This window comes from Caulobacter sp. BE264 (genome assembly GCF_031457805.1).
GTDB lineage: Bacteria > Pseudomonadota > Alphaproteobacteria > Caulobacterales > Caulobacteraceae > Caulobacter.
The window spans coordinates 764278-777054 of the sequence record NZ_JAVDXI010000001.1 but is presented as its reverse complement, the minus strand read 5'-3'; the positions used below and the strand labels follow the sequence as shown (position 1 = coordinate 777054).

Sequence of the window (12777 nt, the reverse complement as noted above, 5' to 3'; positions counted from 1 at the left end):
GCCGCTGGCTACCAGACGAAGGTACCGGCGGATCTCGCGGGCAAGGACGCCTTGAACCGCGTGTTCGCGGACAAGATGGCGAAGTCGGCTGGGGCGGTCGACACATTCAAGACGATCAAGACGCGCTGGCCGTCGGAGTTCTGGAACGCCACGGTCCGCAGCCCCTCGACCTTTGCCGGCGAACCAATCCGCACCGCGCCGGGCTTCACGAAACGGCTGGCGTGGCCAAAGGCGTAATATTCCTGCGTGCGGGTTACCGCGCCCGTCTGGCTGTCGATCGAAACCACCCCGCGACAGTCGCCGCAGCCGCCGGCGTGCGGGCCGAACTTCTCGTCCAGCGCCAAGTTCCACATCAGCACGCCGCGCGCGCCGCCGCGGGTCGAGCCGATGATCAGTTGCTCGACCATCCACGAGAAGCTGTCGTCGAACTTGGGCGCCCACTCCCCGCCCGAACACTCGGTGAAAAACACCTCCTTATCCGGATAGGCCGCGCGCACCTTGTCCTGCGCCGAGACGTCGCCCGCGTAGCAGTGCCAGGCCACGCCCGTCAGGAACGCTCGAGCCTTGGGATCCGCCAGAACCGTCAGCGGCTGCTGCGGCTGGTCCCAGTTGTGGTCCCAGTCGAGCACGCGCGTCTTGATCTTCTCGCGTTGGAACACCGGGGCCAGATGCTCGCCGAAGAACCGCGCACGGTCCTGCGGCAGCCAACGCATGCCCGGATAGTTCTCGGGCTCGAAATCCGGCTCATTCTGGATGCTGAGGTAGTCAGTCGGCACGCCAACCTTGGCGGCATCCTTGATGTAGCGGGCGAAGAAGCGAGCGTAGACCGGATAGGCCTCGTCCTTCAGCTGGCCTTTGACCAGCGAGCCCGTGGTCTTCATCCAGGCTGGCGCGCTCCAGGGCGAGGCCATGACCTTCAGGTCCGGATTGATCTTGAGGGCCGCCCGGACGGTGGGGAAAACGTATTGCTCCGGACGCGCCAGCGAGAAGTGCTTCAGATCCGGATCGGACGCGCCGTCTGCCGGATCGTTGAGGCTGTAATGGTCCAGCGAGAAGTCGGACGCGCCGATGGTCACGCGGGTGAAGCTGAAGCCCAGACCGCCTTCCCCGCGTCCGAACAGCTCGCGCAGGAGCGCGTCGCGCTCGGCGGGCTTGAGCTTGTTCTGGATCAGCCAGGCCGAGGCGTCGGTGATCGAGGCGCCGAAGCCGACCATGGACTGGTGGCGCTCCTGGGCGTCGACCGTGATGACCGGCAGCCCCGCCACCGCCTCGACGGACGCGGCCGCCGCAGGCGCTTGCGCGGTCAGCAGCTGGCTCTTGTCGCCGGTCGTGACCCAGGCGCGCAGCTTGGGCGCGGCCAGGACCGGCGAGGTCGCGGCCAGAGCCGCGACCGTCAGGGACACAAGGCGTAGACGCATCAGGGCTTCCTCGACCAGGCCTTCAGCTTGGCGCTGCCGGTCAGGACCGGCTCGCCCGCGTTGCGACCCACATATAGCGGATAGGTCCCCGCCGCGATGGTCCAGCCCGGCTTGGCGGTGTCGTAGTCGGCCAGGATGCGCGGCTCGACGCTGAGGGTGACCCGCTTGGTCTCGCCCGGCGCCAGATCCACCTTCTGGTAGCCCGCCAGCCGGAGCATGGCCTTGCGCTGGCCCGAGGTGACATAGAGCTGCGGCGTGTCTGCGCCGGCGACCTTGCCGGTGTTGGTGACGTCGAAGCTGACCTTCAGGCCCTCGCCGTCCTCGACCTTGAGGTTCTTGTAGCCGAACGTGGTGTAGGAAAGGCCGTAGCCGAACGGATAGAGCGGCTGGCGCTTTTCCTGGGCGTACCAGCGGTAGCCGACCGCCGCGCCTTCGACGTAGCGCACCGGGAAGCCCTTGATCGGGCCCGCCTTCTGGCCGGCGCGGCGGGCGTCATCGATCGCCGCCTGCTCGGCGAAACCCGGGGCGCTGGCGCGCGGCGCCTGATCCTCGGTTTTCGGGAAGGTCATGGCCAGGCGGCCCGACGGATTGACCTCGCCAAACAGCAGACGCGCGATGGCTTGGCCGCCGCGCTGGCCCGGGTACCAAGCCTGCAGCACCGCGCCGACCTTATCGAGCCAGGGCATCAGCACCGGACCGCCGGTCTCAAGCACGACGACCGCGTTCTTGTTGGCCGCCGACACCGCCTCGATCAGGGCGTCCTGGTTCTCGGGCAACGCGATCGACGGCGCATCCTGGGCCTCGGTCTGCCAGTGCCAGGCGAAGACGATGGCGACGTCGGCGTCCTTGGCGGCGGCCGCGGCGGCGGCGGGGTCCTTGCTGTCGACGTACGACACCTCGGCGCCCGGATTGGCGGCCTTGATCGCCTGCAGCGGTGAGGACGCGTGCCAGGTGACCCGCACAAAGGACGCCGCCTCGCCGCCGTTCAGCGGGATCTCGACCGGCGCCCCGCCCACCGAGCGGACTTGCGACGAGCCGCCGCCCGAGAGCACGCCAACATCGGCATGGGCCCCGATCAGCACGATCCGCCTGGCGGTCTTGGCCAGCGGCAGCAGTCCGCGATCGTTCTTCAGCAGCACCGAGCCGCGCTCGGCGACGGTCTGGGCGACCTTAGCGTGAGCGTCGTAGTCGATCGGCTGGGCCGTCGCCGGGGTCGGATTGTCCATCAGGCCCGAGCTAATCACCCCGTGCAGGATGCGCCGGACCATGTCGTCCAGACGCGCTTGGCTGACCTCGCCCTTGGCCACGGCGGCCTTCAGATCGTCGCCGAAGAAAATCTGGGTGTCGAGCTCCTGGCCCGACTGCTGGTCCAGCCCCGCCAGCGCGGCGTTGACCGTGCTGTGCACCGCGCCCCAGTCCGACATCACCCAGCCTGGATAGTTCCAGTCGCGCTTGAGCACCTTGTTGAGCAGGAAATCGTTCTCGCAGGCCCAGTCGCCATTGACCTTGTTGTAGGCGCACATGACCGAGGCCGGGTTGCTCTTCTCGATCGCGAGTTGAAAGGCCAGGAGGTCGCTCTCGCGAAGATCCGCCTCATCGATCTGGGCGTCCATCACGTGCCGGCCCGTCTCCTGAGCGTTCAGCGCGAAGTGCTTGATCGTTGAGACAATCTTGTTGGACTGCACGCCCTTGATCTGCTCGGCGACCATCTCGCCGGCCAGCAGGGGATCCTCGCCCAGATACTCGAAGTTGCGGCCGGCCCACGGGTCGCGGGTCAGGTTCACGCCGCCGGCCAGCAACACGTTGAAGGTCTTGGCGCGCGCCTCGGCGCCGATCATCGCGCCACCATCGAAGGCCAGCTTCGGCTCGAAGGTCGATGCCAGAGCCAGGCCGGACGGCAGGGCCGTGGCCACGTCGCCCTTGCGCTGCTCCACCTGGTTGGCGACGCCCAGGCTGGCGTCGCTCTCGCGCAGGGTCGGGATCTTCAGGCGCGGGACGCCCGGCACATAGCCCGCCGATGGGATCATGTCGGCCGGGGCCGGCTTGGTGTTGGGCGGAAACAGGCCGTGCAGGTACGCGATCTTCTCGTCGAGCGTCATCTGCTTGACGAGAGCGTCGGCGCGCACCCAAGCCGGGTCGTTCGCCCGAGCGGCCAGGGGCGCGCTGTCCTGCGTCGGCACGACCTGGGCGACCGCGCCCGACATGGGCAGGAATGCGAGCAATGCCATGGCGGCGGTTGTCCGGCGCAGGATCCGCAAGGCAGATGAAGGCTGGGCGGCGGTCGTCATGGCGGTGCTCCGGATAAGCGTGACTATGAGGTGGACGGGGGCGCGAGCGGCGGCGCCGGACAGGCGCGCGCGACGAACTCGGCGTGCGAGGGCATCACGTTCAGGCACTTGCCGATGACCGTTTCGATATCGCCGAGAAACTGCGCGATCTCATCGTCGGTCTGGACGTGCACCAGCGGGTCGTAGGCGCGCGGTATCACGCCCTGGCCGAGGAAGACCTGGATCCAGCTCTCCTCGGTGAACAATTCGTCGTCTTCGCGGAACACCCGGCCGTTGGCGCGGAAGAGATCCATCTTCCGCTGCAGCGTGGCGGGGATCTCCATGTCGCGGCAATAGCGCCAGAACGGACTGTCGTCGCGCTCGGTGGCCTTGTAGTGCAGGATGATAAAGTCGCGGATCCGCTCGTATTCGAAGTCGGTCTGGCGGTTGAACTCGTCGATCGTCGCCTGGTCAAATTCAGCGTCCGGCAGCAGCCGCACCATGCGGATCACGGCCGACTGGATCAGATGCAGACTGGTCGACTCCAGAGGCTCCAGGAACCCGCTGGCGAGGCCGATCGCGACGCAGTTCTTGTTCCAGATCTTCTTGCGCTTGCCGGTCTTGAACCGGATGCGCAGCGGGTCGGCGCGCTGGGCGCCGTCGAGATTCGACAGCAGGACGCGCTCGGCCTCGTCGTCGTCGATGTACTGACTGGAGTAGACGTGGCCGTTGCCCGTTCGGTGCTGCAGCGGGATCCGCCATTGCCAGCCGGCGTCATGGGCGGTCGAGCGCGTGTAGGGCGTGAAGTGCTCCGAACGGTCGCACGGCACGGCGACGGCGCGGTCGCAGGGGAGCCAGTGCGTCCAGTCCTCGTAGCCGGTCTTGAGCGCCTGCTCGATGATCAGACCCCGGAAGCCCGAGCAGTCGACGAAGAGGTCGGCGGTGATGACCTCGCCGTCCTCCATCGTCACTGACTGCACGAAGCCGTCGTCGGCGCGCAACATGACATCGACGATCTTGCCCTCGCGGCGCTTGGCGCCCCGCGCCTGGGCGTAGGTCGACAAGTGCTTGGCGTAGAGGCCGGCGTCGAAATGGAAGGCGTGGGCGATATGGCCGATCGGCGAGTCGGCCATATCGGCGCGGGCGCGCATGAACTTGTTGCCCAGCGCCATGGCGTTGTTGATCGACAGGTTGTCGAAGTCGCCCGCCCGACCCAGCTCCCGCATCCGCAGCCAGTACTGGTGGCAGCGCAGCCAGCCCAGGTCCTGACCGATGACGCCAAAGCCGTGGAGATAGCTCTCGCCTCTGCGCCACCAGTTCTTGAACTGGATGCCCAGCTTGAACGAGCCCTGCGTCTTGCGCAGGAAGTCGTCCTCGTCGAGCCCCAGGAGCTCATTGAACTTCTTGATGGCGGGGATGGTCGCCTCCCCTACCCCGACCGTGCCGATCTCCTCGGACTCAACGAGGACGATCTCGTACAGGCCGTGGAACAGGCGCGAGCACAGCGCGGCCGTCATCCATCCGGCGGAGCCGCCGCCAGCGATCAGTATCTTCTTGAGCGGTTTCAACCACCCGCCTCCCGTTAGGTCGAAGGTCGGGGCCGTCTTGCGACGACCCCGCCCCGATGGGTTCTTGCCTGGCGAACAGGTCCGCTGGGGAGAGCGGCCCGTTCAGCCCCTTGCCTAGAACCGATAGTTCACGCCGAACAGGATCTGGCGGCCGTACTTTTCGTAGGTTTCCGGCAGCGCGCCGCCGCCGCTGGTCTTGGTGCCGCCGCCATCCAGGCCCAGACGGGTCCGGTACGGCGAGTTCGTCAGGTTGTTGACCTGCAGCAACAGGCCCAGGTTCTCCATCGGCCCGTCCTGGAAGGTGTAGCCGATCTGGGCGTCGACCTGCTTGTCGGCCAGGATCTCGGTGAAGCCGCGTGTGGCGAACAGCTGCACGACCTCGCCCTTGAAGGCCGAGCGATAGCGCTGGCTGATCCGCGCCTGGAAGCCGGCGCGCTCGTAATAGCCCGTCACGTTGTAGACCGTACCCGACAAGCCCGGAATGCGGACCTTCTGCTTGGGGTCGGTGCTGGTGGTGGGGTTCAGGTTCGACTTGGTCAGCGACAGGCTGCCTTGCATGCCGAAACCCTTCAGCAGGTCGGCGAACTGGCCAAGATCCACCGCGCCGCTGAACTCCAGACCCTTGACCACGCCACCGTTGCCGTTGGCCGGCAGGGTGATCTGACCGATCGGGCTGATGGTGATGCCCGGCGGGATCGCCGTCGCCGTCGTCGGCAGCGGGATGCCAGTGAAGTCGAACTTGCCGCTTTGCGAATAGATGTAGGTGTCGAGCTTCTTGTAGAAGCCGGCCACCGAGACGTAGGTCGCGGGACTGACGTACCACTCGTAGGCAAGGTCAGCCGCCTTGGCCATCCAGGGCTTCAGGTTCGGGTTGCCGCCGCTGGCCGACCACGGATTAACCGTCGTGCCCGGTGCGCAGGGTTGGCCCGAACAGACCAGCGAATTGAAGCCGGGCGTGACGTTGGCCCGCATGTCGTCCATGCGCGGACGCGCCATGGTCTTGGACAACGCAAAGCGCAGGCGATGGCCACCGCCCAGGTCGTAGATCAGGTTCATGCTGGGCAGGACGTCGGTGTAGTCGTCCTTGACCGCGATCTTGCTGGGCGTGATCGGCTTGCCCGGCTCGGTGCCGTTGATCACGACGCCCGACGAGGCCTGCTCCTGCTTGACCACCTGAACGCCCAGGTTGCCGCGCAGGTCGCCGGCCTGGAAGTTGGTGCGGGCGAAGAAGGTCGTAACCTTCTCGGTGATGTCCCAGGTCTTGTCGTAGTAGTTGGCGTCGAGGATCGGCGCCCAGTTATAGTACTTGCGCCAGACGTCGCCGATGTTGACGCTGAGAACCCCGCCAAATCCGGCGAAGCCCAGCTGGGTCGGATCCACGAGATCGGCCGCGTCGACATAGACCTGCTGACGGGCGTTCTTCAGGAACAGGTCGTTGTCCGAGACCGTCTTGCCCTTGTCGCGCTTGGTGTGGTTCACGCCCGCGCTGACCTGGGTGATGAAGCCGTCCATGTCGTGTTCGAGGTGAACGTCGATCGTGGTGACGTCTTCCTTCACGTGCGGGAAGCGGATCGCCCCGTCGTGGCCCCAGCCGCCCCAGGGGGCGCGGTCGCCCAGCGTCACCTTGCTGGCGTCGGCGTAGTTGAAGCCTTCGTCGTATTGCGAGAATCCGTTGTCGGCGACCTGGAAGCCGATCTTGTCGAACACCCGGCCGATGTTCGGCGTGCTCGGGGTCACGCCGCCGACGCCGCGGCCATAGCCCGCGTAGGTTTCCATGATCTGTTCCTTCCGCTTATTGGAGGAATAGGACAGATCGGCGACAAGCTTGGTGCGCTCGGAAAGCTGGAATTCGTTGTTTAGACCCGCCGCGAACAGCTGGTCCATCCGGGTGTTGTAGTCATTGCGCAACTGCGGGACCGCGTTGTTCAGCAGTCCGCTGCGGGCGAACTGGGAGCCGCCCAGGTCCTCGGTCTTGACGTTGGTGAAGGTCGCGTTGTCGGCCCAACCGTTCGAGAACCATTGCGCGCCGCGCGTGGTCTCTTTCTGGCGGAAGGTCGAATAGTAGAGGTCCAGGGTGGAGTGGATCTGGTCGTTCGGCTGGTACTCGAAGATGCCGATGACGGCGTCGCGCTTGTTCAGGCGCGAGGTCGCGAAAAGCTCCTGGCCGTTGAGGATCAGAGCGTTGTCGGCGCTGTCGGGCGTGACGGCGAAGCCGAAGGCTTCGTAGCCGTAGGCCTTGTAGTGCTTCACCTGCGACGGGGAATCCAGGTGGGCGTAGCCGAGCGCCACACCGAACGTGCCGTCGGCGAACTGGTTGATGTAGCTGGCGCTGTAGCGGCCGCCCCAATTGCTGACGTCGTCATTCAGCTTCTTGCCGGCGGTCTTCTCGCCGCGGATGTTGACCGCAAGGGCGCGCTTGCCGAACTCGAGCGGGCGGACGGTGCGTAGGTCGGCCGTGCCCGACAGGCCCATGCCCGAGACCTGGGCGTCCGGCGTCTTGTAGATCACCACGCTGGACAGCAGTTCCGACGGATACTGGTCGAACTCGACGGCGCGGTTGTCGCCCGAGCTGGCCTGCTGTCGGCCGTTCAGCAGCGTCGTGGTGAAGTCCGGCGCAAGACCCCGGATCGAGATCACCTGGGCGCGGCCGTTGACGCGCTGGGCGGCCAGGCCCGGCAGGCGCGCGATCGACTCGCCGATCGAAACGTCCGGCAGCTTGCCGATGTCTTCAGCCGAGACGGCCTCGACGATCGAGGTTTCGTTCTTCTTGATGTTGATCGAGTTCTGGATGCCGGCCTTGATGCCGGTCACCACGATGGCTTCGACGGCGTCATCTTCGGGCGTGGTCGTCTGGGGCGCGGTCTGCGCCCAGGCGGCGCCCGACCCGGCCAGAGCCAGGGTGATCGCGGCGGCCGAAGCCGTGCCGTAGAATCGCTTGTTGGACGGACGCGCGCCGCTGTTGGTGCGGTTTCGCATTAGCTCTCCCCCTCTGATCTCGCCCTGCTGCGGCGACGTATCGTTCTCGTTGTCAGGCTCAATAGCCGTGAAAGCGCCTCTATGGAAGCGCTTCCAATTGCGCTATGAGCGACAACGTTGTCAAGATCAGTCGATCTAGAGGCGGGGGACAGTCGTCGTTTGCCGCGTGACGACGGCGTGCTCAAGCTCGTCGAAGACCGCCGCGTTGGAGACGTTCACCCCGGTCAGGCGCGCCACCAGAAGCTCGACGGCGCGCTGTCCCAGGACCTTCACCGGCTGATGCACGGTGGTCAGCGGCGGCCAGACGATGCCGGCGACCGGGGCGTCATCGAAGCCCGTGATCGACAGGTCCTGCGGGATGCTCAGGCCCCGCGCGTGGGCGGCGGACAGCACGCCCGCCGCCATGTCGTCATTGGCGCAAACCAGCGCGGTGGGCTTGAGCGGATGGTCGAGAAGCTCCGGCGCCAGTCGGGTGCCAGAGCGGAAGGTGAAATCCCCGCGCACGACGACAGAGTCGCCCTCCCCCAACCCTTGCTCGGCGAGCGCCTTGCGAAAGCCCTTGAGGCGGCGATCGGCGGAAAGGTGTCCCTCAAGACCGGCGATAAAGCCGAATCGTCGATGACCCAGGCGCAGGAGTTCGCGGGTCATGTCGTAACCGCCGGCTTCGTCGTCGACGCCGACGCCGTCGGCCTTGCCGCGTCCAGGTCCGCCGGGAGAGACCGTCACGACCTTACAACCTTGCGCGAGCGCCGCCTCGATCAGCGCGACGTCGTCGCTATAGGGCGGCGACAGGATCAGGCCCTCGCAGCGTTGGGTCGTGATCAGGTCCAGGATCCGCTTCTCACGATCCGGGGTCTGCTGCGGCACGTTCTGGACCAGAACCTGATAGCCCAGCGCCAGGCAGGCCCGCAGGGCGCCCAGTTCCAGCGCCGATTCATAGTAGGAGTTCGGCTCGTTTTCGGGGTCAGACGCAAAGACGAAGGCCAGCAGCCGGCTGGCCCCGCCCGCGAGGCTGCGCGCCTGCGGATTGACCTTGTAGTCGAGGGTCTCCACCGCCTGCATGACCCGAGCGCGGACCTCGTCGCGCACGTTAGGCCCGCCGTTGAGCACCCGCGAGACCGTCACGCGCGCCACGCCCGACAGCCGGGCGACATCGTCGATTGTGGGTCTCTTGGTCGTCAAATGGGCTCCCCCTCCGAGCGCCGGGAAGATGGTCAGGAAAGCAGAGCAACACAAGCCGCTCAACGCCCGCGAGGTACGGCGCGGATCTGAGCTTGCCAATTTTCATTTATTGGCATGACCAATTATTGACAGATCGTACCAGTGGCCAGATATCTTTCGTCAGGCTCGCGGCTTTCGTGACGAGCTGTGTTGGGAGATCGCCATGAGAACCAAGGGGCTCGCCATCTTGGCCGCCGCGTTTTTGACGCCGGTCGCGGCGCACGCTGCGGAGTTCGCGATCCTGGGAAAAACCTTCGGCCAAGGACCCCTCGCCCCCGCGCTGCGCGAGGCGGTCGTCGCCCGAGCGCTGGAAACGGTCGACCGTCCTCCGGCCCCCCTGCCCCGCCTGCACACCGAAGGCACCTTGCCTGGCCATGGCATCCGCGACATCAGCATCAGGGCCAAGCAGGATCAGCCGATCGTCCTCAACCTCGCCATCGCCTGGCGCCTGACCGGGGACCGTCGCTTCCTGGACGCCACGGGGCGCTATCTGGAGGCCTGGGCGGACGTTTATCAGATGTCGTTCAACCCGATCGACGAGACGGGTTTCGACACCCTGATCATGGCCTACGACCTGACGCGCACCGAGTTGGCGCCGTCGACCCAGACCAAGCTCGACGCCTTCTGGTGCAAGATGGCGATCGGCTATCTCGACGCCATGGACGCAGGGCCGCGCAACGCTGAAACCAACTGGCAGAGCCACCGGATCAAGCTGGCGACCCTGGCCGCCTACCAGACCGGCGAGGCCGCCGTCATCGCCCGAGCGCGGCAGGCCTTTCGCAAGCAGATCGGCGTCAATCTCTACGCTGACGGGTCGACGTACGATTTCCACGAGCGCGACGCCCTGCACTATGTGACCTACAACCTGGATCCGCTGATGATGGCCGCCCTGGCTGCCCAGGCCCACGGCGAGGACTGGTTCGGGTGGACCAGCGCGGAGGATTCCAGCTTACCCAAATCGCTTGACTGGCTTGCCGCCTATGCGCGGGGCGACAAGACCCACATCGAGTTCGCCAACTCCAAGATCCAGTTCGACCGAGACCGCGCCGCGTCGGGCCAGAAGGAGTACGCGCCGCACGCCTGGGACGTCGCCAACGGCGTCGGGACCTACAGCCTGGCCAGCCTTCTGGACGCACGGTTCCTCGCGCTCCGCGAAGATTTGGTAAGGCGAACGGGCAAGCGGCCGCCTGTCTGGATCGAGATCCTTCGCGCTTCCCGCGCCCCGGCCGGGTAGCGCCATCGGTTGACCGCCCCGCCCGGCTCTGACCCAATCGGGCCAGGAGGACGTCATGACTCGTGCCAAGCGTATCCTGACCGGCGGGGCCATCGGCCTGGTCTTGGTCGCTTTCGTTGCGGCCTATTTCGCCTCGCCAGTGCTGGCGCTGCATAGCCTCACCAAAGCCGCCAAGACCGGCGACCGCGCCAAACTGGAACGCCTTGTCGACTTCCCCGCCGTTCGTGACAGCCTGAAATCCCAGCTCAAGGCGGCGATGACCCGGGCGGTCGAGCAGGACCCGGAACTGCGCGACAATCCGTTCGCCGCGTTCGGCCAGCTCCTGATGATCGGCGTGGTCGACAAGGCCGTCGACGGCTTCGCCACGCCGGACGCCATCGCGGAAATGGTCGCCACCAGCCGCGCGCCGGCGAAGATATCGCCCTCCGATCAGGGGCCGCGCGTCGAGACCGCCAAGCCGCGCGCCAAGTCCGACACCGAGATTCGCTACGGCTATGAGGGGCTGGATCGTTTCAAGGCGACCTACCGCGACAAGGCCAAGCCCGATGAGCCCGCGTTCGGCCTCACCCTGGAGCGCCAGGGTCTCTTCCGCTGGAAGCTGGTGCGGATCGACCTTTCGCAAGCGACCTAGAGCGAGAGGCCGGCGAGTTTCGCCAGGGCGGGTATGTCGAACGCGGTTTCTAGGGCGGCGGCGATCTCATCCAGGGACAAGTCCACACGGCGGGCTTGATCAACGGCGTCAGACGTGGCGCCCAGCGCCGACAGCAAGGCCGCGCGGGCCTCACCGCCATCGAACAGGCCGTGGACGTAGCAGCCGCTGACGCGCCCATCCGTCGAGACGGCGCCGTCCGCCTCGCCCGTGTCGAAGGTCAGCATCGGCTGCGCCGCGCCCGTGGTGCGACCCACGTGCATCTCATAGCCTTCGAAGCGCGCGCCGCCCTGGAGCCGCCCCGCCACCGGCCGCAGCGTCTTGTCGCTGGTCATGACGGTTTCGACGTCGAGCAGGCCAAGACCTTCCGAAGCGCCCGGCGCACCCTCGACGCCTTCAGGATCGGCCACCCGCCGCCCCAGCATCTGGTAGCCGCCGCAGATCCCCAGCACCCGGCCGCCGCGACGCAGATGAGCGCGCAGGTCGATGTCCCAACCCTGGACACGAACGAAATCGAGGTCCGCGCGCGTCGCCTTCGTGCCGGGGAGGATCACCAGATCCATATCGCCCGGCAGGGGCGCGCCAGGCGGCACGAAGGCGAACTCGACGCCAGGCTCGGCGCGCAACGCGTCGAACTCGTCGAAATTGGCGATGCGGGACAACATCGGAACCACGATACGAACCTTACCGCTCCGCCCCGCCGGCAGCGCGTCCAGTACAACCGCGTCCTCGGCCGGCAGCCGCCGCGCCGCCGCCAGCCACGGCGCCATGCCCAGATCCGTCCAGCCGGTGCGCTCCACGATGGCGCGCCGCCCGTCGTCGAACAGCGCCGGATCGCCGCGAAACTTGTTGATCAAAAAGCCTTTGATCATCGCCCGATCTTCCGGATCGAGCACGGCGTGCGCCCCCACCAAGGCGGCGATCACATGGCCCCGGTCGATATCGCCGACCAGGACGACCGGCACATCGGCGGCGCGGGCGAAGCCCATATTGGCGATGTCGCCGGCCCGCAGATTGATCTCGGCCGGGCTGCCGGCCCCCTCGACAACGACGAGATCGCTTTGGCGCTCGAGCGTGCGAAAGCTCTCCAGCACCGTGGGCAAGAGGCTGGCCTTATGGTCCTGATAGCCACGGGCCGCCCAAGACCCCGCCATCCGGCCGCGTACGACGACCTGGGCGCCGACATCGCTTTGCGGCTTGAGCAGCACGGGGTTCATGTCGACCGTCGGCGGCGTCCGGCAGGCGATCGCCTGCAAGGCCTGAGCGCGGCCGATCTCGCCGCCGTCAGCGGTGACGGCGGCGTTGTTCGACATGTTCTGAGGCTTGAAGGGCCGCACGGCGAAGCCGCGATTGGCGAACACCCGGCACAGGCCGGCGACCAGCACCGACTTTCCGACATCCGAGCCGCAGCCCTGGATCATCAAGGCGGCCATACGCTGGTCTC

The 12777-nt window shown here is 66.7% G+C and carries 8 protein-coding genes; 2 read left to right on the top strand and 6 right to left on the bottom strand.

Annotated features, from left to right (window positions below; all coding sequences use genetic code 11):
• Positions 1-8: 8 nt before the first annotated feature.
• From J2X45_RS03780 to J2X45_RS03760, 5 genes are all read right to left on the bottom strand, one after another.
• Complete coding sequence (locus J2X45_RS03780; protein ID WP_310211464.1) at positions 9-1418, bottom strand: glycoside hydrolase family 30 beta sandwich domain-containing protein; 1410 nt, start codon at positions 1416-1418, stop codon at positions 9-11.
• Positions 1418-3706, bottom strand: a complete 2289-nt coding sequence (locus J2X45_RS03775; protein ID WP_310211462.1) for a beta-glucosidase — start codon at positions 3704-3706, stop codon at positions 1418-1420. Before J2X45_RS03775 ends, J2X45_RS03780 begins: the two co-directional genes overlap by 1 nt.
• Positions 3707-3729: 23 nt before the next feature.
• Positions 3730-5253, bottom strand: coding sequence for a tryptophan 7-halogenase (locus J2X45_RS03770; RefSeq protein ID WP_310211459.1), 1524 nt, complete (start codon positions 5251-5253; stop codon positions 3730-3732).
• Positions 5254-5367: 114 nt separating this feature from the next.
• The gene (locus tag J2X45_RS03765) at positions 5368-8229 is read right to left on the bottom strand and encodes a TonB-dependent receptor (protein ID WP_310211457.1); all 2862 of its coding nucleotides are present in this window, start codon (positions 8227-8229) and stop codon (positions 5368-5370) included.
• Positions 8230-8364: 135 nt separating this feature from the next.
• Positions 8365-9411 (bottom strand): LacI family DNA-binding transcriptional regulator, encoded by a 1047-nt coding sequence (locus tag J2X45_RS03760; protein WP_310211455.1) that lies wholly within the window; start codon positions 9409-9411, stop codon positions 8365-8367.
• Positions 9412-9613: 202 nt separating this feature from the next.
• Here J2X45_RS03760 and J2X45_RS03755 point away from each other — a divergent pair, with 202 nt between their 5' ends.
• Positions 9614-10684 carry an alginate lyase family protein gene (locus J2X45_RS03755; protein ID WP_310211453.1) on the top strand — a complete coding sequence of 357 codons (1071 nt, stop codon included), beginning with the start codon at positions 9614-9616 and terminating at the stop codon, positions 10682-10684.
• 55 nt (positions 10685-10739) lie between these two features.
• Positions 10740-11315, top strand: a complete 576-nt coding sequence (locus J2X45_RS03750) for a DUF2939 domain-containing protein (protein ID WP_310211452.1) — start codon at positions 10740-10742, stop codon at positions 11313-11315.
• Here J2X45_RS03750 and J2X45_RS03745 read toward each other — a convergent pair.
• Positions 11312-12766: a cobyric acid synthase gene (locus tag J2X45_RS03745; protein WP_310211450.1), complete on the bottom strand. Its 1455-nt coding sequence runs from the start codon at positions 12764-12766 to the stop codon at positions 11312-11314. The genes J2X45_RS03750 and J2X45_RS03745 overlap by 4 nt on opposite strands.
• Positions 12767-12777 lie beyond the last annotated feature (11 nt).

Coding starts and splice junctions, on each gene's coding strand:
- J2X45_RS03745 (WP_310211450.1), bottom strand. CDS start 12,766: ATGGCCGCCTTGATGATCCAGGGCTGCGGCTCGGATGTCGGAAAGTCG.
- J2X45_RS03755 (WP_310211453.1), top strand. CDS start 9,614: ATGAGAACCAAGGGGCTCGCCATCTTGGCCGCCGCGTTTTTGACGCCG.
- J2X45_RS03775 (WP_310211462.1), bottom strand. CDS start 3,706: ATGACGACCGCCGCCCAGCCTTCATCTGCCTTGCGGATCCTGCGCCGG.
- J2X45_RS03750 (WP_310211452.1), top strand. CDS start 10,740: ATGACTCGTGCCAAGCGTATCCTGACCGGCGGGGCCATCGGCCTGGTC.
- J2X45_RS03780 (WP_310211464.1), bottom strand. CDS start 1,418: ATGCGTCTACGCCTTGTGTCCCTGACGGTCGCGGCTCTGGCCGCGACC.
- J2X45_RS03765 (WP_310211457.1), bottom strand. CDS start 8,229: ATGCGAAACCGCACCAACAGCGGCGCGCGTCCGTCCAACAAGCGATTC.